This window comes from Segeticoccus rhizosphaerae (genome assembly GCF_005222685.1).
Classification (GTDB): domain Bacteria; phylum Actinomycetota; class Actinomycetes; order Actinomycetales; family Dermatophilaceae; genus Segeticoccus; species Segeticoccus rhizosphaerae.
The window spans coordinates 132,454-156,990 of sequence record NZ_SWMA01000006.1 but is presented as its reverse complement, the minus strand read 5'-3'; the positions used below and the strand labels follow the sequence as shown (position 1 = coordinate 156,990).

The 24,537-nt window shown below is 70.7% G+C and carries 20 protein-coding genes; 13 read left to right on the top strand and 7 right to left on the bottom strand.

What is annotated here, in order from left to right:
- Positions 1-2,086, top strand: a 2,086-nt coding sequence (locus FCN22_RS07225) for a DEAD/DEAH box helicase (protein WP_137120866.1), incomplete at its 5' end; no start/stop codon positions are given.
- Positions 2,087-2,124: 38 nt separating this feature from the next.
- On the opposite strand, the gene FCN22_RS07220 is transcribed toward FCN22_RS07225, so the two are convergent.
- Complete coding sequence (locus FCN22_RS07220; protein WP_238384573.1) at positions 2,125-3,057, bottom strand: 5'-3' exonuclease; 933 nt, start codon at positions 3,055-3,057, stop codon at positions 2,125-2,127.
- A 273-nt stretch (positions 3,058-3,330) separates the two neighbouring features.
- Here FCN22_RS07220 and FCN22_RS07215 point away from each other — a divergent pair, with 273 nt between their 5' ends.
- Positions 3,331-3,780, top strand: coding sequence for an Lrp/AsnC family transcriptional regulator (locus FCN22_RS07215; RefSeq protein WP_137120865.1), 450 nt, complete (start codon positions 3,331-3,333; stop codon positions 3,778-3,780).
- A 5-nt stretch (positions 3,781-3,785) separates the two neighbouring features.
- Here the strand turns inward: FCN22_RS07215 and trpS are convergent, their stop codons facing one another.
- Positions 3,786-4,778 carry a tryptophan--tRNA ligase gene (gene trpS, locus FCN22_RS07210; RefSeq protein WP_137120864.1) on the bottom strand — a complete coding sequence of 331 codons (993 nt, stop codon included), beginning with the start codon at positions 4,776-4,778 and terminating at the stop codon, positions 3,786-3,788.
- Between the two features lie 163 nt (positions 4,779-4,941).
- A complete protein-coding gene (gene ybaK / locus FCN22_RS07205; RefSeq protein ID WP_137120863.1) occupies positions 4,942-5,436 on the bottom strand; it encodes a Cys-tRNA(Pro) deacylase in 495 nt (164 codons plus the stop codon).
- Positions 5,437-5,695: 259 nt separating this feature from the next.
- On the opposite strand from ybaK, the gene FCN22_RS07200 reads away from it, so the two are divergent.
- From FCN22_RS07200 to FCN22_RS07175, 6 genes are all read left to right on the top strand, one after another.
- Positions 5,696-6,922 carry a L,D-transpeptidase gene (locus FCN22_RS07200; RefSeq protein WP_137120862.1) on the top strand — a complete coding sequence of 409 codons (1,227 nt, stop codon included), beginning with the start codon at positions 5,696-5,698 and terminating at the stop codon, positions 6,920-6,922.
- Positions 6,923-6,961: 39 nt separating this feature from the next.
- Complete coding sequence (locus FCN22_RS07195) at positions 6,962-8,029, top strand: serine hydrolase domain-containing protein (protein WP_162308151.1); 1,068 nt, start codon at positions 6,962-6,964, stop codon at positions 8,027-8,029.
- Positions 8,030-8,087: 58 nt separating this feature from the next.
- A complete protein-coding gene (locus tag FCN22_RS07190) occupies positions 8,088-9,734 on the top strand; it encodes an amidohydrolase (RefSeq protein WP_137120860.1) in 1,647 nt (548 codons plus the stop codon).
- A gap of 500 nt (positions 9,735-10,234) precedes the next feature.
- Positions 10,235-11,836, top strand: coding sequence for an apolipoprotein N-acyltransferase (gene lnt, locus FCN22_RS07185; protein WP_137120859.1), 1,602 nt, complete (start codon positions 10,235-10,237; stop codon positions 11,834-11,836).
- Between the two features lie 8 nt (positions 11,837-11,844).
- On the top strand, positions 11,845-12,660 hold the full coding sequence (locus FCN22_RS07180) for a polyprenol monophosphomannose synthase (protein WP_137120858.1): 816 nt from the start codon (positions 11,845-11,847) through the stop codon (positions 12,658-12,660).
- Positions 12,661-12,725: 65 nt separating this feature from the next.
- Positions 12,726-13,181, top strand: coding sequence for an FxsA family protein (locus FCN22_RS07175; protein WP_137120857.1), 456 nt, complete (start codon positions 12,726-12,728; stop codon positions 13,179-13,181).
- A 220-nt stretch (positions 13,182-13,401) separates the two neighbouring features.
- Here the strand turns inward: FCN22_RS07175 and FCN22_RS07170 are convergent, their stop codons facing one another.
- The 3 genes from FCN22_RS07170 to FCN22_RS07160 form a co-directional block, all read right to left on the bottom strand.
- Positions 13,402-13,761: an RNA polymerase-binding protein RbpA gene (locus FCN22_RS07170; protein WP_137120856.1), complete on the bottom strand. Its 360-nt coding sequence runs from the start codon at positions 13,759-13,761 to the stop codon at positions 13,402-13,404.
- Positions 13,762-13,939: 178 nt separating this feature from the next.
- Positions 13,940-15,331, bottom strand: coding sequence for an MFS transporter (locus tag FCN22_RS07165; RefSeq protein WP_137120855.1), 1,392 nt, complete (start codon positions 15,329-15,331; stop codon positions 13,940-13,942).
- Between the two features lie 87 nt (positions 15,332-15,418).
- Complete coding sequence (locus FCN22_RS07160; RefSeq protein WP_137120854.1) at positions 15,419-16,120, bottom strand: histone deacetylase; 702 nt, start codon at positions 16,118-16,120, stop codon at positions 15,419-15,421.
- A gap of 389 nt (positions 16,121-16,509) precedes the next feature.
- Here FCN22_RS07160 and FCN22_RS07155 point away from each other — a divergent pair, with 389 nt between their 5' ends.
- The 5 genes from FCN22_RS07155 to FCN22_RS22930 all read left to right on the top strand — a co-directional run bounded on the left by FCN22_RS07155 (position 16,510) and on the right by FCN22_RS22930 (position 23,946).
- Complete coding sequence (locus tag FCN22_RS07155; protein WP_202911454.1) at positions 16,510-18,378, top strand: chloride channel protein; 1,869 nt, start codon at positions 16,510-16,512, stop codon at positions 18,376-18,378.
- A 91-nt stretch (positions 18,379-18,469) separates the two neighbouring features.
- Positions 18,470-19,525, top strand: a complete 1,056-nt coding sequence (locus tag FCN22_RS07150) for a tellurite resistance/C4-dicarboxylate transporter family protein (RefSeq protein ID WP_238384572.1) — start codon at positions 18,470-18,472, stop codon at positions 19,523-19,525.
- An 87-nt stretch (positions 19,526-19,612) separates the two neighbouring features.
- Complete coding sequence (putP, locus tag FCN22_RS07145; protein ID WP_137120853.1) at positions 19,613-21,127, top strand: sodium/proline symporter PutP; 1,515 nt, start codon at positions 19,613-19,615, stop codon at positions 21,125-21,127.
- Positions 21,128-21,230: 103 nt separating this feature from the next.
- Complete coding sequence (locus FCN22_RS07140) at positions 21,231-22,043, top strand: serine hydrolase (RefSeq protein ID WP_137120852.1); 813 nt, start codon at positions 21,231-21,233, stop codon at positions 22,041-22,043.
- Positions 22,044-22,065: 22 nt separating this feature from the next.
- Positions 22,066-23,946, top strand: coding sequence for an SMP-30/gluconolactonase/LRE family protein (locus tag FCN22_RS22930; protein WP_202911453.1), 1,881 nt, complete (start codon positions 22,066-22,068; stop codon positions 23,944-23,946).
- A 55-nt stretch (positions 23,947-24,001) separates the two neighbouring features.
- Here the strand turns inward: FCN22_RS22930 and FCN22_RS07125 are convergent, their stop codons facing one another.
- Positions 24,002-24,469, bottom strand: a complete 468-nt coding sequence (locus FCN22_RS07125; RefSeq protein WP_274381549.1) for a DinB family protein — start codon at positions 24,467-24,469, stop codon at positions 24,002-24,004.
- Positions 24,470-24,537 lie beyond the last annotated feature (68 nt).

The following is a 24,537-nucleotide window of genomic DNA, read 5'->3' as shown; positions in this document are numbered from 1 at the left end:
TCCTCGCCGGGGTGCTCACCCACGACCCGGGCATGTACCCCAAGCGGCTCATCCTCGACGACGCGCGAAACCCCGGGGTCGCGGTGGTCCGCACGGTGGGCGGGGCAACGGGCACGGCGACCCCGGCGGCGGCCCACGTCCCGGGCGGCGGCCGGGAGGCGGACCGAGCCGCGCCGAGGTCATCGAGCGGCTCGAGCGCGACGGGCTGCTGCCGGCGATCACCTTCATCTTCAGCAGGGCCGGCTGCACGGCGGCCGTCGGCCAGCTGCTGGCGTGGGGCACCCGGCTGATCCCCGAGGACGAGGGGGAGCGCATCCGCCGACACGTCGAGGAGCGGGTGTCCTCGCTGGCCGACGAGGACCTGGCCGTCATCGGCTACTGGGACTTCGTCGAGGGCCTCACCCGGGGTTTCGCCGCCCACCACGCGGGGATGCTGCCGACCTTCCGGGAGATCGTGGAGGAGCTCTTCACCGCCGGGCGGATCCGGGCGGTCTTCGCCACCGAGACGCTGGCCCTGGGCATCAACATGCCGGCCCGCACGGTGGTGATCGAGCGACTGGTCAAGTACAACGGCGAGACGCACGCCGACATCACGCCGGCGGAGTACACCCAGCTGACCGGCCGTGCCGGTCGGCGCGGCATCGACGTGGAGGGGCACGCTGTGGTGCTCTTCGGTCGCGGGCTCGACCCGGAGGCCGTGGGCGGGCTCGCCTCGACCCGCACCTACCCGTTGCGTTCGAGCTTCCGGCCGACCTACAACATGGCCGTCAACCTGGTGTCCCAGGTCGGTCGCGAGACCGCGCGAGAGATCCTCGAGACCTCCTTCGCGCAGTTCCAGGCGGACCGCTCCGTGGTCGGGATGGCCGCCGCTGTCCGACGCAACGAGGAGGCACTGGAGGGCTACGCCGAGGCGATGAGTTGCCACCTCGGGGACTTCAGGGAGTATGCCGCGCTGCGCAACCAGATCCGCGACCTGGAGAAGGCTGCCGCGAAGCAGCGGTCGGCGAGCCGACGCGCCGAGACGACACTCAGCCTGGAGCGGATGCACCCCGGCGACGTGTTCAAGGTCCCGACCGGGCGACGCGCCGGCTACGTCGTCGTCCTGGCGGGTAACCGTGGGGGCAAGAGGGAGGCAGCCTCACCCACCGTGCTGACCTCGGACGGCCAGGTGCGGCGCATCACCGCGCACGACGTGTCGGCGCCGGTCGAGCCCGTGACCACGATCGCCATACCGAAGCACTTCAACGCGCGGAACGCGAGGTCGCGGCGGGACCTCGCTGCGACGTTGCGGGTCAAGGTGCCCCATGACCCGCCGCCGAAGAAGAGCTCCGGCCAGGACGAGCAGCGGGAGGACCGCGAGGTCGCCCGGCTGCGGCGCGAGATGAGGGCCCACCCGTGCCACGCCTGCCCGGAGCGGGAGGACCACGCGCGCTGGGCCGAACGATGGTGGCGGCTGCGGCGCGAGACCGACGGACTGCAACGCAAGGTGGCGGGCCGCACCAACTCCGTGGCGCGCACGTTCGACCGGATCTGCGACCTGCTCGTCGACCTCGACTACCTCGGTGCGGGCGGTGAGTCGGTCACCCGGCAGGGTGAGCACCTGCGCCGGCTCTACACCGAGAAGGATCTGCTCGCCGCGGAGTGCCTGCGGCACGGCATCTGGCAACGGCTCGATGCCGCCGGGTTGGCAGCCGTCGTGTCGATGCTGGTCTACGAACCGCGCCGCGACGACACCGACCTGGCGCCGCGACTGCCCACCGACGACGTCCATGAGGCGTATGACGCGATGGTGCGACTGTGGAGCGGGCTGGAGGACCGCGAACAGGAGCACGTCCTTCCGCCGACCGGGGCGCCGGACGCGGGCATGGCCTGGATGATCCACCGCTGGGCGTCCGGACGGGCGCTCGACGAGGTGCTGCGCGATTCCGACATGGCGGCGGGCGACTTCGTGCGACGGTGCAAGCAGGTCGTCGACCTCCTCGGCCAGATCGCGGAGGCGGCCCCGCAGCCCGCCCTGTCGGCCACGGCGCGTCGCGCGATGGACGCGGTGATGCGCGGGGTCGTCGCCGCGGACCGCCTCGACTGATCACCCGACACGCCCCGGCAGGGGTGGTATGGGACGCGTCAGTCGATCGCGACCTGCAGCGCGGCGAGCACGCGATTGACCGGGCTGCGCAGGTCGTGCGAGTCCACCAGGTCCAGCAGCAGGTCGGGGTGGGCCACGGCCTCCGGCAGGCTCAGGTCCGTCTCCTCGATGGGACAGTCGGTCGCCACGGCCACCACCTTCGGTGCGACGTCGAGGTAGTCACTCGCCTCTTCCAGCCGGGCGCGCCGAGCGCCCTTGAGGTGAGGGTCCCCCTCGGCGAGCGCCGCTCGCAGGGCTGCCAGCCCGCCATACCGGTTGATGAGCGCCGCGGCCGTCTTCTCGCCGATGCCGGCAACCCCGGGCAGGCCGTCGCTGGTGTCACCGCGCAGGGTCGCCATGTCGGCGTATGCCGGGCCGGTGTCGATGTCGTACTTGTTGCGCAGGAACGACTGGGTCACGATGTCGGGGTCTCGGACCCCGCCGCGCGCCGTGTAGAGCACCCGGACGCTCGCCTCGTCGTCGACGAGCTGGAACAGGTCGCGGTCGCCTGTGACGACGTCGACCGGGCCCCGGCCGCGGTGCCGGTGCACGAGCGTGCCGATCACGTCGTCGGCCTCGTACCCGTCGGCCCCGAGCCGGGGGAGGCCGAGTGCGGCCAGGACCTCGACGATGACCGGCACCTGGGGGACCAGCGCCTCCGGGGTGTCCTCGACGTCGGGGCGGCCCTCCACCGCGCGGTGCGCCTTGTAGGTCGGGATCGCCTCTACCCGGAATGCGGGGCGCCAGTCGTTGTCCCAGCAGGCAGCGAGGTGCGTCGGCCGGTAGGTGGTGAGCAGGGTCGCGACCATGTCCAGCAGGCCGCGCACCGCGTTGTTGGGTGGAGCGCCGGGTGAAGCGCGCCGGTCGGGCACGCCGTAGAAGGCCCGGTAGTAGAGCGAGGCCGTGTCCAGCAGCATGAGTCGCTCAGTCATGAGGGGTCCCGCGAAGTATCGGAGCGCAGCGGAGAACTTCGTGGGGTGGGCTCATGCCGGGGCCCCCGCGAAGTATCGGAGCGCAGCGGAGAACTTCGTGGGGTGGGCTCATGCCGGGGCCCCCGCGAAGTATCGGAGCGCAGCGGAGAACTTCGTGGGGTGGGCTCATGCCGGGGCCCCCGCGAAGTATCGGAGCGCAGCGGAGAACTTCGTGGGGTGGGCTCATGCGCGCCATCGTGCCAGTCCGGACGGCGATCTGCGTACGCTGGCCCCGTGGAAGACCTGGACCGCAAGATCGTCGGCCTGCTCGCCAAGGACGGTCGGATGAGTTTCACCGACCTGGCCAAGGCGACCGGTCTGTCCACCTCCGCGGCGCACCAACGGGTCCGTCGACTGGAGGAGCGTGGAGTCCTGCTGGGCTACCAGGCCGTGGTCGACCACGGCGCGGTCGACGTTCCCCTGACCGCCTTCATCTCGGTGTCGCCCTTCGACCCCGCCGCTCCGGACGACGTCCCTGACCGGCTGCGCGGCCTGCCAGAGATCGAGGCCTGTCACTCGGTCGCGGGGGAGGAGAGCTACATCCTCAAGGTCCGGGTCGCGACTCCCAACGAGCTCGAGGACCTGCTGGCGCGAATCCGCTCGGCCGCGAGCGTCGCCACCCGCACCACCGTGGTGCTGTCGACGCCGTGGGAGGACCGGCCCACCCTCGGCCCCGGCGACTGAACGGCTCAGCAGACGGGCTCGACCGAGGCCAGGCCGATGGCTCGCGTGGCCCGCTCCAGCGTCGGCACCGCCACCGCCTCGGCCCGGCGACGGCCGGCATCGAGGGCCTCCCGCACGACGCCCGGTGCCGACTCCAGCTCGATGCAGCGGCCTCGCACCGGCTCGAGGACGGCGATGACGGCGTCGGCCACCGCTGACTTCAGCTCGCCGTAGCGGGTGTAGTCCTTCGCCAGCACGACAGGTGGACTCCCGGTGCAGGCCGAGAGGATCTCCAGCAGGTTGCTGACCCCTGGCTTGCCGGCCGGGTCGTAGCGGACGATCCCCTCCGAGTCGGTGACCGCGCGGGCCACCTTGCGGCGGATGGCTTCCGGCGCGTCCAGCATCCGGATGACGCCGGGTGCATCTTCGGGAGCGGACTTGCTCATCTTGGCGGTCGGGTCCTGCAGGTCGCAGACCCGGGCGGCCACCTCCGCCCGGCCGAGCTCCGGCACGACGAAGGTCTCGCCGTAGGTGCGGTTGAAGCGGATCGCGAGGTCTCGGGCCAGCTCGACGTGCTGGTCCTGGTCACCTCCGACCGGGACGCGGGTGGCGCCGTACAACAGGATGTCCGCCGCCATCAGGCACGGGTAGGTGAACAGGCTCGCCCGTACCGACCGGTCGCCGGAGCGCCGTGACTTCTCCTTGAACTGGATCATCCGGGACAGCTCGCCGACCGTCGCCGTGCACTCGAGCAGGTAGGCCAGCTGGGCATGGGCTGGCACCTGGGACTGGAGGAAGACGGTGCCCGGCGGCAGGCCGGCAGCAAGGAAGAGCAGCACCGACTCCCGTGCCAGTCGCGCCGACCTCGCAGCGTCGTGCGGTGTGGTCAGGGCGTGGAGGTCAGCGACGAAGAAGTAGGCGTCGTCGGGCTCGTCGACCGTGGCAAAGCGTTGCAAGGCGCCGAGGTAGTTGCCGAGCGTGAGTCGGCCGGACGGTGTGATGCCGGAGAGCGTGACCATGGAACGGGCCTTTCGTCGAGGTGGGCCACCTCGACGAACACGCCCGAACCTGAAAAGGGCCGCCTCGACGAGGCGGCCAGGGATGCGTGCGCACGCTGGAGGGGCCGCCGGTCAGGCGGCCCACCAGGACGTCGTGGTCACGTGCACGGCACCACGATAGCCCTCACCGGCTGATCGGCGCACAGCTGGCGCGGGTGACCGAAGCAAGATCGGTGGGTGAGAGCTCGACGTCTAACCCCCGACGGCCGCCCGAGACCAGGATCGTGTCGTGGTCGTTCGCCGACTCGTCGAGCACCGTTGGCAGGGCTCGTTTCTGCCCGATCGGGCTGATACCCCCGACGACGTAGCCGCTGCTCCGCTCAGCGTCGCCGGGCTCGGCCATCGCCGCCTTCTTCACCCTCAGCGCCGTGGCGATCGCCTTGAGGTCCAGGCTCCGATCGACCGGCACGATGCCGACGGCCAGCCCGTGGTCGGTGGTGACCAGCAGCGTCTTGAAGACCCGACCGGGTTCGACCCCGAGGGCCGCGGCCGCCTCCAGACCGAACGACCCGGCACCCGGGTCGTGGTCGTAGGTCAGCACCTCGAAGGCGATGCCAGCCCGGGTGAGCACCGTGGTGGCCGGGGTCCCCGCGTGGGTCGGACGTGCCCGCTTGCCCATGCCTCAGCGTCCGCGGGGCGTCACGGCCGCCGCGACTGCTCCGAGGTCGTCAGGCGCCCCCGGGGCCCCGGTTGCACGGTCCGAGCCGGACCGGTCTGGTCTCCTCACGACGCCCCTTCCTGAAGTGGTGTTGCCTGGTCGCAGGATACGGCTCGTTGCCGACGCCGCACCGCGGCGCGGCTCGACCGGTCCACAGGTGCCGCCGAGGTAGTTTGGTGGGCGCCCCAACACCCCCACCGGAAGACCGAGGCACCGACGCATGACCTGGAGCAGCACCCGGCTGGCCGTGTCCACGGCTGCCGTCGCGTTGGCCCTCGCCGCTTGCTCCGGCACCGCGACCTCGCCCGGCCCCGGCTCGGCATCCTCGCCCGCCGACCGGTCGGCCCCCTCCGCCACCCCTTCGACGGCGACCTCCTCGGCCGCTCCACAGGCGCCCCCGGTCGCCATCACCGTGCGCCCGCGGGCAAGCAACGACATCAGCCCGGTGACCCCCATCGTCGTGACCGCCAGCGAGGGACGGCTCCGCTCGGTGGCCGTCACCGACGACGCCGGCCACCACGTCCCGGGCGACTTCGCCCAGGACCACCACCGCTGGACGTCGCACGGCGACCTCGACTTCGGCACCGACTACCGCGTCCGCACGGTGGGCCTGAACGGCGACGGGCGCACCAGCCGGGACGCCACCACGGTGTCCACCCTGTCGCCGCGCAGCACGGCATACGCCCAGGTCGTGCCGGCGCCGGAGATCGTCGGTGACCAGGTGGGCATCGGCCTGCCGATCGGCGTGCAGTTCACCAAGCCGGTCACCGACCGCAAGGCGGCTCTCGAACAGCTCCACGTCACCTCCACACCGGCTCAGCCCGGCGCGTGGCGCTGGATCGACGACCAGCACGTGCACTACCGGCCGAAGCACTTCTGGAAGCCCGGCACGACGATCCACCTGCGCGCCGACGTCTTCGGCACCGACCTCGGCGGAGGGGTCTACGGCGCGGCGGACAACGAGGCCACCTACCACGTGCACGACGCGTGGGTCGCCAGGGCGAACGGCGCCACCAAGACGCTGACCGTCTACCACCAGGGGCACCGGGTCAGGAGCTTGCCGATCTCGCTCGGCAAGCCGGACATGCCGACGCACAGCGGGATCCACGTCATCTCGTCCAAGCAGCAAAAGGTCGTGATGGACTCCTGCACGTATGGCGTGTGCTCGGGTCCCAAGGCCTACAAGCTCACCGAGTACTGGGCCCTGCGCATCTCCAACAGCGGCGAGTACGTCCACGAGAACCCGGAGTCGGTGGCGGAGCAGGGCTCGCGCAACGTCTCCCACGGCTGCATCAACCTCAGTCCCGCCAACGCGAAGTGGTTCTACCGCCACTTCGGCATCGGGGACGTGGTGGAGGTGAGCCACTCCGGCGGCAAGGCTCTGCCGGTCTGGGACGTCTACGGCGACTGGTCGCTCTCCTGGGGACAGTACCGTCAGGGTGCCTGACCCGCCTCGCTCCGGTATGCCGTGTGCTTGGCTGGCCCGGTGACGACCGCACTCCTTGCCCCACTGATCCGCGCAGGTGTGTCCGGCGCCGCCCTGGCCGCTGCGCTCGATGGCGCCGTGGTGCACGAGGAGCAGGCCGGGCACCTGGCGACCTGGCAGAGCGCCGAGCAACGGCTGCCGCAGGATCGGCTCGAGCAGGTGCGGCCCACTACCTTGTTCGACCTCGCCTCGGTGACCAAGCTCTACACGGCGGCCGTCGTGCTGCGCCTGGTCGACGAGGGCGCGCTGGCCCTGGACGACCCGGCGGCGAAGTACGTGCCGGGCCTCGGCGCCGGCGAGGAGGTCACGCTGCGCCACCTGCTCACCCACACGTCCGGGCTGCCGTCGGTGACCCAGTGGCAGGCCTGGCCCGAGGACGTCGAGCAGCGGTGGAACGTGGTGCGCGCCACCGGCCGGGAGGCTGCGGTGGGCGCGCGCCACGAGTACTCGTGCGTCGGTTACCTGGTCACCACCCTGGTGCTGCGTGCCGTGGCGGGTGCGCGACTCCCCGAGCTGGTGGACCGGTTCATCACCGGGCCGATGGGCCTGCGGGACACGATGTTCCACCCGGGGGCCGAGGACCGCACGCGGTGCGCCGCCACGGAGCACCAGTCGCAGAACGCGCGGGGCATGGTGCAGGGCGTGGTGCACGACGAGGCGAGCTGGAAGCTGGGTGGCGAGGGCGGCAACGCGGGCCTGTTCGCGACGGCGGGCGATGTCCTGCGATTCGGGGAGATGCTGCGCTGCGGTGGCGAGGACCCGGCGACCGGCCGGCGCATCCTCTCGGAGTCCGCGGTGGGGGAGATGACGCGGCAGCAACTGCCCGACGGCGTCGAGGCGGAGTTCGAGCAGGGCATCGGGTTGCGGCTCGGCAACCTGCGCCTCGGCGGCCGCAGCAGCCACGAGAGCGTCGGACACGGCGGGTTCACCGGCACCGCCCTGGTCATCGACCGCGACCTGCACCGCACCACGGTGCTGCTCACCAACGCGGTCCACCCGCTGCGTGAGCGGCTCGACGTCGCCCCGCTGCGGTGCGAGCTGCTCGACCACGTGCGGGCGCTGGGCTGAGCCACGCCCGCGCCGACCCCGGTGCCGAACGGTGCCGGCAGGCGGAGAGACTGAGCACATGACTCAGCAGGAAGCCGCATCGCCCTCGTCCACCCTGTACCGCGGTGGGTTCGTCTACAGCCCCGTCGACCCGTTCGCCACGGCCATGGTGGTGCAGGACGGGGAGATCGCCTGGGTCGGTTCCGACGAGGCCGCCGCCGGGCACGCGGACAGTGTCGACGAGGTGGTCGAGCTCGACGGGAGCCTGGTGACACCCGCGTTCGTCGACGGGCACGTGCACTCCTCGATGACCGGGCAGGGGCTCGACGGCGTCGACCTGTCGCAGACCTCCTCCCTGACGGAGGCACTGCGGCTCATCGAGACGGCGGCGCGCCACGGCCGGGGGCGGCCGCTCTATGCGCATTCCTGGGACGAGACCAACTGGCCGGAGGGGCGGCCGGCCACGAGTGAGGAGCTCGACCGGGCCACCTTCGGCGGGGTCGTCTACATGCCACGCGTCGACGCGCACTCCGCCTGCGTCACGACCGCCCTGGCCACCTCGGCGCGGGCCCAGGGACTCGACGGTTGGGGCGGCACCGGGGTCGTGGTCCGGGAGGCCCACCACGCGGTGCGCGACATGTTCTACGCCGGCATCACCCCGGCGGACCGACGCCACTACATCGACCTGTCGATGCGCGCGGCGGCCGAGGCCGGCATCGGGCTGGTCCACGAGATGGCAGCGCCACACATCGGCGCTCCCGAGGACCTGGCCGACGTCGTCGCCGCGGGCGAACGGGGCGACGGGCCGCAGGTGGTCCCCTACTGGGGTGAGCTGGTCGACGGCGAGGCCAGGGCCCGGGAGCTCGCGCGCGCCTACGGCGTCCGCGGTCTGGCCGGCGACCTGTGTGCGGACGGCTCGATCGGCTCGCGGACGGCTCACGTGCGCTCGCCCTACCTCGACGGGGCGGACCCGGACAACTGCGGCTACGGATACCTCAACGTGGACACCGTGCGCGACCACGTCGCAGCCTGCACGTTGGCGGGGCTGCAGGCTGGCTTCCACGTGATCGGCGACGCCGCCCTCGACACCATCACCGAGGGCTTCCGCGCCGCCGCGGAGCTCGTCGGAGCCGACCGCGTCCGAGCTGCCCGGCACCGCCTCGAGCACATCGAGATGGTCGACGAGGCGGCCATCGCCACGCTCGTCGAGCTGGGGATCTACGCGAGCGTGCAGCCGGTCTTCGAAGCCTGGTGGGGCGGCAAGGACGGGATGTATGGCGCCCGGCTGGGTGCGTCACGGAGCCTGGCCAGCAACCCCTACGGCAGCATGGCGGCCGCCGGAGTGGCGCTCGTTCTCGGCTCGGACACGCCGGTCACGCCCTTCGGGCCGTGGGAGGCGATCCGCGCCTGCGTCAACCACCACGAGCCGAGCCAGCGCATCTCTGCCCGGTCGGCCTTCCTCGCACACACCCGCGGGGGCTGGCGAGCCGCGGGCATCGACGACCGGGGCTACCTCGACCTCGGGCAGCCGGCGACCTTCGCCGTCTGGTCGGTCGGCGACCTGGTCGTGCAGGCACCGGACGACCGCATCCAGACCTGGAGCACCGACCCCCGTTCGGGCACGCCCGGACTGCCCGACCTGTCGGAGGACGCCGACCTGCCGGTCAACCTTCGCACCGTCGTCCGGGGGCGGACCGTCTTCGATCGCGAGGGCGCGTTCGACTGAAATGTCTTCCCCTTGTTGCTGGCGGAGGGCGTCATCGGTGACGCCTTCCACCAGCAACAACCACGCCTTCCGAGCGACTTGGTGAAGCCTTTACCTGACCTTTCGGCGTGTCGTCCGCGACACGCCGAGGGGCCCAAAAAGACTGTCGCGCGGGCAATTTCGTGGCAGAGCCGCTGACCTGCGCCTTTGCGCATCGTCGCAGGTCAGCGGCCGGTTGACAGAGAACTGGCAAGGGGTAGGTTTTGGCGAGTTGCCCGCAGTTCCTCCCAGAGTTCGGCGGTCGACGGCGAGGTAGAACCGGGGTCCAGGGCGGCTTGCGCGCGCAGCCGCCGTGCAACCAGATCCACGGAGACTGCCGCCCGTCTGCCAGTTGTTCCCTCGGGATGCGGACGACGGGAGAGCCCGTGCGCTTAGTAGACAACAGCCCTGTGTCGGCAGCCGGTCGGCACGGAGTTGGTCCCAACGGCAGCACGGGCTCTCTCGTGTCCTAACGTGGCTTCGTGCACCGCTACCTCCTCGCGATCGGCTCCGGCCTCGCGCTCTGGTTGGCGTTTCCCGACCACAACCTGTGGCCCCTCGCCATCGTCGGCGTTGCCCTCCTGGCGCTGGCCACCCGGGACGCCGGGCCGGGGCGTGGGTTCCTGCTGGGCCTGGTCAGCGGCTGCGCCTGCTTCATCCCCCTGCTGTCCTGGTCGGGCATCTACGTCGGCCGACCGCCCTGGTTCGCGCTGTCGGTCCTGGAGGCCCTCTTCATCGCGTTGCTCGGATGCGCCAGCGGGCTGCTGCAGGGTCGGCCGTTCCTCGGACGGCGCCAGCGGTGGCCGTCGCTCGCCGGTCACCAGCGGGTGCGACCGCTGGTCATCGCCCTGCTCTGGGTCGCCCAGGAGTGGTTGCGCTCCAGGCAGCCGTTCGGCGGGTTCCCCTGGGGACGCCTCGCCTTCAGCCAGGCCGATTCGCCGCTCGTCCACCTCGCGGCCTGGGCGGGTGCGCCGCTGGTCACGTTCGCGGTGGCGCTGGCCGGGGGAGGGCTCGCAGCCGGTGTCGCCCGGGTGGTGTGGGCACGGACCGAGAGGGGCGTGCTCGCGCGGGTGCTCAAGGGCGTCCCAGCCGTGGCCGGGGCGGTCGCACTCACCTTCCTGCCGGTCCTGATCCCGACCCCGGTGGACGGACCGAAGGTCACCGTGATGGGGGTCCAGGGCAACGTCCCTCAGGCCGGGCTGGAGTTCAACGCGCAGCGGCGGGCCGTCCTCGACAACCACGCCACGCTGACCGAGACCGCGGCACGCGAGGTGCGCTCGGGCGACCTGCCGCAGCCCGACCTCGTGGTCTGGCCGGAGAACTCCTCCGACATCGACCCGCTGCGCAACGCCGATGCCGCCGAGGAGATCAACCACGCGGTCCGTGACATCGACGCCCCCGTCATCGTCGGTGCGGTGCTCGACCAGCCCGCCCCGGACGTGTCCAACGCCAGCCTGCTCTACCTGCCCGGCAAGGGGCCCGTGGACCGCTACATCAAGCGACACCCGGTGCCGTTCGCCGAGTACATCCCCTACCGGTCGTTCTTCCGGCACTTCAGCGACAAGGTCGACCTGGTCAGCCGGGACTTCACGGCCGGCCACAAGGTGGGCATCTTCACGGTCCCGTCCCGGCACGCAGGGACGATCGTGGCCGGCCCGACCATCTGCTTCGAGGTCGCCTACGACGGCCTCGTGCGCGACGCGGTGGACGCGGGCGCCAACCTGCTCGTGGTCCAGACCAACAACGCCACCTTCGGCTACTCCGACGAGTCGCGGCAGCAGCTCGCGATCTCGCGGCTGCGGGCGGTCGAACACGGCCGCTCCGTGGTGCACATCTCCACGGTCGGGGTCAGTGGACTGATCACCCCCGACGGAACGGTCCACCAGCGCAGTTCGTTGTTCACAGCAGCGCTGCTCTCGGGGCAGCTGCCCCTGCGGGACGACATCACGCTCGCCGACCGCGTGGGGGACTGGCCCGAGGGTGTGGCGTCGGCGACCGCGGCGTTGCTGATCCTGGTCGGGATCGGGCGGCGACGGCTCGGTAGGGTGGCGCAACGCCCCGAACCCCAGACCCGCGAACCCTGAGGACGCGAATGACACAGGCTTCCGTCGGCTCCACCGGATCCCGCCGGGGTCCGGTGGGCCAGGTCGTCGTGCTGATCCCCACCTTCAACGAGCGGGAGAATCTCCCACAGATCGTGGCCCGGATGCGCACGGCGGTCCCGGAGGCGGACGTGCTCGTCCTCGATGACAACTCCCCGGACGGCACCGGCGCGGTCGCCGACGACCTGGCCCGTGACGACCGGCAGGTGCGGGTGCTGCACCGGCCCGGCAAGGAAGGACTCGGCGCGGCCTACCTGGCCGGATTCGAGTGGGCCCTCGCCCACGGGTATGACGTGCTGGTCGAGCTGGACGCGGACGGCTCGCACCCGCCGGACCGCCTCCCGGCGATGCTGGAAGCGCTGCGGGACGCGGACGTCGTGATCGGCTCCCGCTGGATCCCCGGAGGCTCGGTGGTCAACTGGCCGAGGCACCGCGAGCTGCTCAGCCGCGGCAGCAACCTCTACACCCGGATCCTGCTCGGCATGCCGGTCCACGACGCCACGGCCGGGTTCCGGGCCTACCGTGCCTCGGCGCTGCGGACCCTCGGCCTAGGTGACGACACGGCCCAGGGCTACTTCTTCCAGGTCGACCTGACCTGGCGCGCGGTCCGGGCCGGGCTGCGGATCGTCGAGGTGCCCATCACGTTCGTGGAGCGCGAGGTGGGGGCCTCCAAGATGAGCCAGGACATCATCAAGGACTCGGCGGTGCGGGTGACCCGCCGGGGCGTGCGCTATCGCCTCGAGCAGCTCAAGGGCCTGCCGAGGGTGGCCCGGCGGGAGCCGACGTGGCACCAGCTCGAGGACTGAACCCGCCGGGCGGCGGCGCGCCGTCGGGCCGACCGGCGCGCGCCTCCCGGCCGCGGTGGCTGCGGATGACCCTGCTGGTCCTGCTGCTCGTGCCGCTCATCGAGATCGTGGTCATCATCGCCGTCGGTCAGGCCATCGGCGGCTGGCTCACCTTCGTCCTGCTGGTCGCGTGTTCGCTGCTCGGCGCGGTGCTGATCAAGCGCGAAGGCAGCCGGACCTGGGGCGCGCTCCGCAAGGCCCTGGCCAGCGGGAGGATGCCGGCCAAGGAGATCGCCGACGCCGCCCTGGTGCTGGTCGGCGGGGTGCTGCTGCTGACCCCCGGCTTCGTCACTGCCGCAGTCGGGCTGTTCTTCCTGCTGCCCTTCACCCGGCCGGTCACCCGCCGCTGGCTGGAGCTGGCCGTGGGCCGACGACTGCTGTGCACGCCCGGTGTTCCGCCCGGGATGGGCGGCCCCTCCGGCACCGGACCGGGGCGCAAACCGCCGCCTGACGACGACGTCATCGAGGGCGAGATCCTCTGACCGGGCGGTGGGACTGGACCTGCGCGGCACCGGTGACCCGGCACCACTATGACGTGGAGGAGGCCGGCGCCAGGCTCGACCACGTGCGGTGGGCCCTCGCGGCAGGTCCGCTCGCCACCCGGATCCACGCCTTCGCCCGGCAGGTGACCTGACGCCGAGAACACAAGACCCCCGCACCAGGAAGGGGATCCGGTGCGGGGGCTTCGCCCGAGCGCTCAGCTCAGGCGGTGCGCTTGCGCCGCGGCTTCTCGCCGCGTGAGGCGCGCAGGACGGTGAGGCGCTCCTCGAGGAGCTCTTCGAGCTCGGGGATGGAGCGGCGTTCGAGCAGCATGTCCCAGTGGGTGCGGACGTGCTTGGTCGGCTTGCGCTCGGGCTCCGGCCCGTCGATGAGCTTGGCCTCCTCGCCGCAGCGGCACTCCCACAGAGCGGGGACGTCGGCTTCGACGGAGAAGGGCAGCTCGCTGATGTGGCCCTGAGGGCAGGCGTAGCGCACGATCTGGCGATCGCTGAGCACGACGTTCTCGTCGCTCTCCATCGAGAGCGAACTCAGGTTGGTGCCTCGCAGTGATCGTTCGGCCATGACGGTCTCCCAACGTGCTTGCCACGCGCAGGTGCTGCGTGGGGTTCATAGGTGACAACGAGTCTTCCCCGCAGGATGTTCCGATCCCGTGCCCGTTTTGGCCACAAAGATGCGATTGTATGCCGGATCACACCACGAGCGCCAACCCACCCCCCGGAGACGCCCCGAGCGGTGCAGGTCAGAGCACGGCGGGGAGCTGGTTGCCGGCATCGAGGATGCCCCGGCGCATGTCGACCCTGGACAGCAGCGCGGCACCGAGGACGAAGAACACGACGAGGGCCATGATCGAGAGCCGGTAGGAGTGGGCGAACTGGTAGACCAGCCCGAACAACAGGGTGCCGAACCAGCTCGTGCCCCGCTCCATCGCCTGGTAGAGGCTGAAGTACTCGGTCTCGCGCCCCCGAGGGACCAGCTGGCTGTAGAGCGACCGCGACAGAGCCTGGCTGCCGCCGAGCACGATGCCGATGAGCACCGCCAGCGCCAGCCAGAGCGGGTAGGACCCGGTGGGCACGAAGAAGGCGAGGGCCACCACCAGGGTCCACACCCCGAGGCTGTACAACACGACCCGCCAGGCGCCGAAGTGGCCGGCGAGGCGGCCGAACAGCAGCGCCCCGCCGAACGCCACGAACTGGACCAGCAGGATGGTGATGATCAGCTGGCTGTCGGTGAACTTCAGCTCCTCCTTGCCGTAGAGGCTGGAGGAGCCGATGACCGTCTGGATGCCGTCGTTGAAGAAGAGGTAGGCGAGCAGGAACGTCAACGTGTGCGGATAGTGGCGCAGGTCACGGAAGGTGGTGACGAGCTGGCGGATGCTGCCACCGATGACGCCAGCCTCGCGGGCCACCGGTGTCGCGGTGGTGCCGGTCACATCGCGCAGGCCCAGCACGGGCACGAGGGTGAACACCGCCCACCACGCACCGGCGGAGAGCAGGCTGGTGCGGATCGCGGTGCCGTAGCTCAGGCCGAACGACTCGTAGGCGGTCAGCAGCACCAGGTTGAGCGCGAGCAGGAGGCCACCGCCGAGGTAGCCGAGCGCCCAGCCGCGGCTCGACACCTTGTCGCGGTCGTCGGGTACCGCGATCCGGCACAGGAGCGCGTCATACACCACCAGGGACGACCCCAGGCAGAGGTTTCCCACGATCAGCAGGAGCACCCCGAGCTGCCAGTTGCTGCCTGCGACGAAGAACATGAGGCACGCCGCGGCCGAGCCCACCCACGCGAAGCCGCCGAGCAGGCGAGTCGGGTACCGTGAACGGTCGGCGATGGCACCGACGTAGATCAGGATGAGTGCGGAGACGATGGTCGAGATGGTGAGGGTGTAGGGAGCGAGCGAGCCCGGCGCGATGGGTATGCCCAACACGTGCAGGTTGGTGTGGCAGGCGACGTCGCTCGGCTGGTCGGGGCAGGCCGCCTTCTTGGCCACCGACGTCAGGTAGGGCGAGAACAGCACGGTCGCCGTGGTCGTGACGTAGGCCGAGTTGGCCCAGTCGTACCAGTACCACGCCCGCTGGTGGCGGCGTTGGTGGTCGGTGGGTGCCGACGCTGTTCCCCCCAAGGCCGCGTACGTCATGGCGGCAGCCTGCCACACGGGCACACCCGCGTCGGCGAAGCCGGGACGGCCGGCTGCGCCCGGCGGGGAGCGTCTGTTGCCACCGGCTCAGCAGCGCTGGAGTGCGGCGACCAGTTCCTGCCGGTCCCACTCGTCGCCGCCGGGGCAGCCGTGGATGTAGTCGGCCTGGGCCTCCGACTCCATGCCGAACGTCTCGGCCAGACCGCCTCCGATCATCCGTGCGTAGGCCGGGCTGGGCGGGTGCGTCTGGACCAGGAAGCGCTGGCCGCCGCGGACGGCATACTCATCGCCCCGCAGGGCGGCCGCGGAGGTGAACTCGGAGGTGAAGGTGACCACGGGAACGTCCTCCCGGTCACCGAGGTGGCAGAGCACGGCGTAGATGCCGGTGCCACACCTGGTGCGGCCGCGTCGGATCACCTCGTTCAGCGGGACCGGGGGCGCCTCTGCGGCGATCGTGCCGGAGTTCTCGAAGTGGACCACCTGGTCGAACTGCTCGGTGGTGATCAGGTAGGCCCGACCGAGGATCTCCTGCCCGGGTCGCTCGGCCTCGTCGGCGAACGCGACGCCACCTCCCCAGGTGGGGGAGCGGGTGGCGAAGTGCAGCCTGCCAGCCCACCGGATGGGGGTGTCGGCGCCCGGGGGAGCGCAGTCGCTGCAGCCGGGGTAGCTGCGAGCGGCGCCAGCGGGACGCCCACCCTGCAGGTAGTTGAGGAACCGGCCGCGGTACATGTTGGAGCCGTACGACGCGTACCAGACGTGCGCCGGGCGCGGGGGAGTGCTGGTGGACATCACGACCAGTCTGCCGCACCGCGCCCGGTCCAGACCGTGGGACCCGCCGCGCGAACCCTTGTAACCACGTCACAGGAGGGTTACCTTCATGAGATCGATTGAGTCGATCGATAGGAGGTATGGCGATGTCTCCCCACCGATCGCGTCGGAAGCCCGAAGGGCCTTGACGAGACCACGACTCTGCTGTGGGCGCCCGGTCTGACCCGGGCGCCCACAGGCGTGTCCGGCCCCGAGAGGAAGCGAGGTCGGACCGGTGCCCGACCAGCAGCGACCTGCGCCACCCCCCTGCTGACTGATAGCCTCCCGCTCGCCGTCGGGCCGGCCCAGCGACTCTCGGGCCCGTGCCGCCGGCGCCCCTCGACCCATCGCGTCAGAACAGTCGGAGAACCTTGTCCCAGAGCAGTGCCGTGCCCCGTCCGGCGATCGAGCACCTCGGAGACTTCCGCGTCGGGTGGCGGATGGTGCGTATCACCGGGATCGCGGTGGTCGTCGGATGTGTCAGCGCACTGGTCGCCTGGCTGCTGCTCAACCTCATCGGGCTGGTCACCAACCTGGTCTTCTACCAGCGCTGGGACACCGCCCTCGTCGCCCCCGGCGCCACCGACCACAACCCGCTGCTGGTCCTCGCCGCCCCGATCTGCGGCGGTCTGGTCGTCGGCCTGATGGCACGCTACGGCTCCGAGAAGATCCGCGGGCACGGCATGCCCGAGGCGATCGAGGCCATCCTCATCGGCGGCAGCAAGGTCAAGCCGCGCGTGGCGATCCTCAAGCCGATCTCGGCAGCGATCACCATCGGCACCGGGGGGCCGTTCGGCGCCGAGGGCCCGATCATCATGACCGGTGGGGCTTTCGGCTCGATCGGAGCGCAGTTCCTCAAGCTGACCGCCGACGAGCGCAAGACCCTGCTGGTCGCCGGCGCCGCGGGGGGTATGGCTGCGACGTTCAACGCCCCGCTGGCCTCCGTCCTGCTCGCGGTCGAGCTGTTGTTGTTCGAGTGGCGGCCGCGCAGCTTCGTCCCGGTGGCCGTCTCCGTCTGCGCCGCGACGATCGTCCGCGGCTACGTCATCGGCACGGCGCCGGTGTTCCCCGTGCCGCACGCACTGGGGGACATCGACATCGCCGTCTACGGCGGCGCCATCGTCATCGGGCTGCTCGGCGGGGGACTGGCGGTGATCGCCACCCAGCTCGTCTACCTCGCCGAGGACGGCTTCAAGCGGCTGCCGATCCACTGGATGTGGTGGCCGGCGATCGGTGGCGCGATCATCGGCATCGGTGGGCTGATCGAGCCGCGCGCCCTCGGGGTCGGCTACGACGTCATCCAGTCGTTGCTGGACGGTTCGGCGAGCATGAGCCTGATCCTCGGCATCCTCATCGTCAAGACGCTCATCTGGTCGTTGTCGTTGGGCTCGGGCACTTCCGGCGGCGTCCTCGCTCCCGTCTTCATGATCGGCGGGTCGCTCGGCGCCCTCGTCGGTCACGTGCTGCCCGGGGTCAGCCCGGGCTTCTGGGCCCTCGTGGCGCTGGCCGCAGTGGTCGGCGGGGTCATGCGTTCGCCCTTCACCGGAGTGATCTTCTCGCTCGAACTGACCCACGAGTGGGGTGCGCTGCTGCCCCTGCTGCTGGCGGCGACACTGGCCCACGGGCTCTCGGCGCTGGTCCTCAAGCGGTCGGTGCTCACCGAGAAGATCGCGCGTCGCGGCTACCACCTCACCCGCGAGTACGACGTCGATCCGCTCGAGGTGCTGTTCGTCCACGAGGCACTGAAGCTGGACCTCGTCTCCTTCGAGTCGGGCACCCCCGCCGGTGAGGCGGCCAGCACCTTCGTGGCGGAGCAACGGCAGGTGCGCAACGAGCAGCACCGGCAGCGGCTCTACCCGGTGGTCGACGCCCAGGACCGGCTGGTCGGCGTCGTCACGCGCCGGGACATGCTCAACGTCGCCCTGTCCGGTGACGGGAAGGACGCCCCGGTCGACGAGCTCGCCATCACCGACCCGGCGGTCTGCTTCCCCGACGAGACCCTGCGCACCGTCGCCTATCGCATGGCCGACCTCGGCGTGTCCCGGATGCCGGTCGTGGATCGCGACGACCCGCGCCGGTTGGTCGGACTCATCACCCTGGTCGACCTGCTTGCCGGGAGGCTGCGCGACCTGCGCGAGGAGCGGGCGCTGGAACGGGTTCTGCACGTCCGGGAGTTCTTCCCGACGGCGCCCTGGCGCACGCGGGTTCGCTCCGAACGGGTGCCGGGCGAGGACGAGTAGGCGCGACACGCGTGCCGACACCCGGGTGACCGGCACGGCATACGTCTGGCAACCTCCCCGTCCCCGCGCGCGGCCACGGTAACGTCGGGTCGTGTTCGCCGGAGGGATGCACCGGTCTCGAGCTGCCGTCGGCAGGCTGTCGCCGGGATATTTCGCCCTGGTCATGGCCAGCGGCATCATCTCGGACGGGCTGCACCAGACGGGCGCCGCGATCCTGTCGACGCTGCTGCTCGTGGTTGCCGCCATCAGTTTCGTCCTGCTCGTCGTGCTGAACGGGTGGCGGCTGGCCCGCTTCCGTCGGTACGTGGTGCTCGACTTCTTCGACCCGGAGCGGGCGTTCGGTTACTTCACGCTGGTGGCCGGTGCGGGCGTGCTCGGCAGCCGGCTCGCGGCGGGGGGCCAGACCCATTGGGCCCTGGCGCTTTTCGTCATCGCCATCATCGGGTGGCTGCTGCTGGGCTATGGCGTGCCGTGGGCGACCATGCTCGACCGAGGTCACCGGTCGACGGTGCGCAACGCCAACGGGTCCTGGTTCCTGTGGGTCGTCGCCAGCCAGTCGGTGGCAGCCCTCGCCGCGATCCTCGAACGCGAACTGCACCGGGGGCAGCACCTGTTGGCCGTGTTGTCCGTGGTCGCGTGGTCGGTGGGCGTCTTCCTCTACGGCGCGGAGAGCCTACTGATCGCGCTGCGGGAGATGCTCTACGACGCGGACTTCGCGCCGTCCTACTGGGTGGCCATGGGCGCGGCCTCCATCACGGTGCTGGCCGGTGCGGAGCTCCTCGACGCTCCCGGGACGGCGATCATCGGGAGCGTCCACGACGTCGTCGACGGCGCCACGGTGATGTTCTGGGCCCTGGCGACCTGGCTGGTGCCGATGCTGGTGGTGGCGTTCTGCTGGCGGCACCTGTGGCAGCGCGACTCGCTCGCCTACGACGTGAACCTCTGGAGCATGGTCTTCCCCCTCGGGATGTATGCCGTGGCGTCGATGGAGCTCGGCAGGGCCGAGGGCCTTCCATGGGTGGAGCAGATCGGGCAGGTCGAGCTGTGGGTCGCCCTCGCGGTGTGGACCGTGACGTTCCTCGGGATGTTGGCGCACCTCTACCGCACGGTGTTGCGCCCGGCGGATCCGGTGACGGTGCAGTCGTGAGCCGACGCAGAGCGCTCGTGCATCGCGCCGGCGAGATCTGGTGCGGGGCATGACCCAGCGAAGACGCTGGTCTGCCATACTCCCACGATGTCTGACCACGCCTTCCAGCTATTGGCCATCTGTGTCTACCTCGCGGGGATGCTCGCGATCGGCTACTTCGCCTTCCGTCAGACGAGCGACCTCGACGACTACATGCTCGCCGGACGGGGTCTTCGACCCGGCGTCGCCGCCCTGTCCGCCGGTGCGTCGGACATGTCGGGTTGGCTGCTCATGGGACTGCCCGGTGCGATCTACGCCTCCGGCCTGGTCGAGTCCTGGATCGCCATCGGCCTGACCGTCGGCGCCTGGCTCAACTGGAAGTTCGTCGCCCCGCGTCTGCGCTCCTACACCGAGGTGGCACAGAACGCGATCACCATCCCGAGCTTCTTCGAGAAGCGGCTCAAGGACAACTCGCACATCCTGAGAATCTCAGCCTCGGTGGTGGTGCTGGTGTTCTTCACCTTCTACGTCTCCTCCGGGATGGTCGCGGCCGGCAAGTTCTTCGAGAGCTCGTTCGGGTGGCACTACATGGCCGGGATGGCCACCGTTGCCGTCGTCACCTTGACCTACACGCTCTTCGGCGGCTTCCTGGGGGCGACGCTGACCGACGTCGCGCAGGGGCTGCTGATGTTCGCCGCCTTGGTCGCGGTACCCATAGTGGCGGTCTTTCGGACCGGTGGCATCGGGACCACGGTGGACCGGATGCGCGACGTGAACCCCGACGCGCTCAACCTCTTCACCGGCTTCGGCGAGGGCAACAACCTCGTGTGGGCGCTCGGCATCTTCTCCACGGCCGCATGGGGACTCGGTTACTTCGGGCAGCCCCACATCATCGTCCGGTTCATGGCCCTGCGCACGCCCCAGGACGCCAAGGCCGGGCGACGGATCGGGATCGGCTGGATGGTCCTGACGGCGCTCGGGGCGATCTGCACCGCCCTGATCGGGCTCGCCTACTTCTCGGACAAGCCGGCAAGCGCGCTCGAGGATCCCGAGACCGTGTTCCTGCTGCTCAGCCAGATCTTCTTCCACCCGTTCATTGCCGGGCTGGTGCTGGCAGCGGTTCTCGCCGCCATCATGTCGACGATCTCGTCCCAGCTGATCGTCTCGTCGTCGGCCTTGGTGGAGGACCTCTACAACATCGTGGGCCGCGAGACCACCGCTCGCAAGCAGGTCATCCTGGGGCGGTCAGGGGTCCTCGTCATCGCGGTGATCGCCTTCCTCATCGCCTTGAACCGCGACTCCAGCGTGCTGCAGCTCGTGTCGTTCGCGTGGGCCGGGTTCGGTGCCGCCTTCGGCCCGCTGGTGCTGCTGTCGCTCTACTGGCGCGGGCTCACCGCGCCCGGCGCGATCGCCGGCCTGGCCGTCGCCACGGTCACCGTCTTCGTGTGGGGCAAGACCGCCGCGCTGCACGACCACATGTACGAGATCGTCCCGGCGTTCCTGCTGAACATCATCGTCGCCGTCATCGTCTCCCGGCTCACTGCTCGCGAAAACTCGGTCATCGACGACGAGTTCGCCCTGATGGAGGAGCAGGTGAGCGCCAAGGCCGGCGCTCGCGCCTGAGCCGCGCGGACACCGGCCCGCCTGCTACGCGCGTGGCGGAGTGGCGCTAGCGTGACGAGAGCGCCGCGAGAATGACGGTGCCGGTCGATGTCAGGGAGCAGCAGTGGGTCAGCAGGGTGCCGAGAGCGACGGGGTCCCGGTGGTCTCCTTCCAGGTCACCGATCGTGGAGGGAGGGTGCTCGCCGAGCGCGAGCCTGACCGGCAGTTCTATGCCGCCTCGACGGTGAAGCTCGCGGTGCTGGTGGCGGCCATGCGCGCGGTGGACGACGGGACGCTGTCGCTCGACCAGGAGCTGACCTCGACCCGGCGGTTCGTCTCGGCCGCCCCGGGGGGCAACGAGTTCACGATGGAAGAGGAGTCGCTCGACCCCGGCATGCCCGTGGAGGGTTCGCCCATCTCGTTGCGCGACGTCCTCTGGCGGATGGTGGCGGTGTCCTCCAACGAGGCCACCAACATGGCGGTCCGTCGGGTCGGGCTGGACGCCGTCGCCGAGGCCTTCGCCCTGTGCGGCACCGACCGGTCCATGATGCAACGGCTCATCTACGACCTGGAGGGCCGGGATGCCGGGCTGACCCACCTGGTGACCGCCCGCGACCTGGCCGCGGTCATGCGCGCCATCGTCAGCGGCCTCGCCGCCTCGCCGAAGTCGACCGGGGTCATGGTGTCGATGCTGGAGGCCCAGCAGATCGCCTACCTGGGTGCCGGTCTGCCCGAAGGCACCCGCTTCGGCTCGAAGTCGGGGTGGGTCCAGGGCATCCAGCACGACGTCGCCTTCGTCGCGCCCTCGGGTGATCTCGATGGCGCTGACACCTACGTGGTCGCGGTCTGCACGCGGGGCTATGCGGAGGCGGAGGCGACCGAGTTGCTGGCCGCGGTGTCGCGTCTAGCCTGGGACCTCATCGGCGATGCGTCCTGACCGCAGTGGCGGTCTTCATGGCATGGCCGTGTTGATGAAGGGCATCGTCTTCGGTGAGTCGCCCCGCTGGCACGCAGGCAGGCTCTGGTTCTCCGACTGGGGCGCGCACCAGGTGATTGCCCTCGACCGGGAGGGTCGCCATGAGGTGGTGGCTCGCGTCGAGTCCTTCCCGATGTGCATCGACTTCCTGCCGGACGGTCAGCTGCTCGTGGTGGACTCGGCAGGTCGTCAGCTGTTGCGTCGCAATGCCGTCGGCTCGATGACCACGCACGCCGACCTCTCGGCGATCTCCGACAAGCCATGGAACGACATCGTCGTCGACCGCAACGGCAACGCCTACGTCAACAGCATCGGCTTCGACTTCCCCGGTGGCGAACCCGCACCCGGCCTCGTCGCCCTGATCTCGCCGGGGGGAGTGGCCCGTGTCGTCGCCGATGACCTGGCCTTCCCCAACGGGATGGCGATCACGGCCGACGAGAGCACCTTGATCGTCGCCGAGTCCCACGGCTGCCGACTCACCGCCTTCGACCTCGGCCCGGACGGCACACTCGACCACCGAAGGCCTGGGCCGAGACGCCCGGCGACCACCCCGACGGCATCTGTGTCGATGTCGAGGGCGCGGTCTGGTACGCCGACGTCGGCAACCGGCACTGCGTGCGGGTCCGGGAGGGCGGCGAGGTGCTCCAGACGATCGAGGTGGACCGTGGCGCGTTCGCGTGTGCACTCAGCCGTGACGAGCGTCCTGTGCTCTTCATCGTCGGCCAGGCCTACGGCGGGACTGAAGGCGCCGAGCCCACCGGGCAGGTCTGGGCCTATCCGGCGCCGGCGGCCGGCGCAGGCTGGCCCTGACCCGGTCCCCCTCGAAGACCACTCGGAATGGTGGCAGGCCGGTAGACTTCATCGCGGACATTCTGCTTCCGAGTTGCGAGGAGAGGCCATGCGATCCGAGGTGAGCCCCACCGCTCGGGCGCTGCTGACCCTCGAGCTGGTGCAGAACCGACCCGGCATCACGGCCGACCGGATCGCCGAACGGCTCGGAGTCACCTCGCGTGCGGCGCGGCGCTACATCGCCATCCTGCGCGAGGCAGAGATCCCGATCGACTCGGTCAGCGGGCCGGCCGGGGGATACCGTCCCGGTCGTGGTCTGCGGCTGCCACCGCTGCTGTTCAACCACGCAGAGGCGCTGGGCCTGGTGATGGCCGTCCTCGAGGGACGTCACGAGGCCACCGATCCCGGTGACCCCGTGGGCGACGCCCTGGGCAAGATCCTGCGGGCCATGCCCAAGTCGGTGGCCACCCAGGCGGACGCCGTCCGACGGGCCACTGCGCCGGCGCCGAACCGCACTGCCGTCCGGCCGGATCCGCTGAAGGCCGCGACGCTCGTGACCGCATGTTCGGAGCGCCGCGTCGTGCGGCTCGACTACCGGTCCGAGGCGGGGTCGCAGTGGAGCCTCGAGGCCGAGCCGTGGGCGGTCGTGGTCCGCTACGGTCGCTGGTACCTCCTGTGCCTCTCGCTGCCGGCTGAGGCGGTTCGCGCGTTCCGGATCGACCGCGTCCAGCACGTCGAGGTGCTCGACCGCGGGTTCGACCCGCCGGACGGACTCGACCCGGTCAGCGAGCTGGAGCATCACCTCGGGGCCGGCTGGGAGTTCGCTGCTGAGGTGCTCATCGATGCGCCCATCGAGCGGCTGTCCGGGCTGGTCCCCGGGCCGCTGGGGCGGCTCGAGCCGGTCGACGGCGAGGTGACCCGCCTCCTCGGAAGCACGAGCAATCCACCCTGGTATGCCGAGCAGCTCACCCGCATCCCGGCACCCTTCCGGGTCGAGGGCGGTCCCGAGATCCGGGCGGCGGTGCGAGAACTGGGGGAGCGGCTCCTGGGTGCGGTCTCCCTTCCGGACGCCTGATCCGCCGAGCTCGGCCAGGGGCCTCCGGCCGCGCCGGGCGCCATGATGGTGCGAGTCATCGCTGCTCCAACCGGCTCAGGTCGCGCTCGGCATACAGGCGGTGCTCCCACTCCTCGTTCAAGGCGATGAGCAGGCACTGCCTGACCGGAAAGTCCTGCTGCTGTGGCCAACCCGGCTCGGTGCGGCTCACGGTGGCGGCGAGCTGGTCAGCGGTGAGGGCCTCGATGACGTCGCGCACCATGTCCTGGCGCTGCCGGCGCACCGCGAGGACGTCGTCGAGCGACGGTCGCGCCTCGCGGTCCCGCGGGATCCCGTCCCACCCGGGCGCCTCGTCCCACGGAAGGTCGAGGCGATGCCACGGTGAGGGGTCGCCGAGGATCATCCGACCGACCCACGCCGCACTGGCGAAGTTCAGGTGCCGCAGGGTCTGGATGAAGGACCACTCGTCGTCGACGGTGGCGTGCAGCGCTTCGGGGGGAAACGACCGGGCTCGCGCGATCGTGTCCTCCCAGAGACGCTCCAGGATCGCCCACGCCTCGCGGAAGCCGTCCGGATCCTGCGGCCGCAGCTTCGCGCCGGCGCTGCACTGAT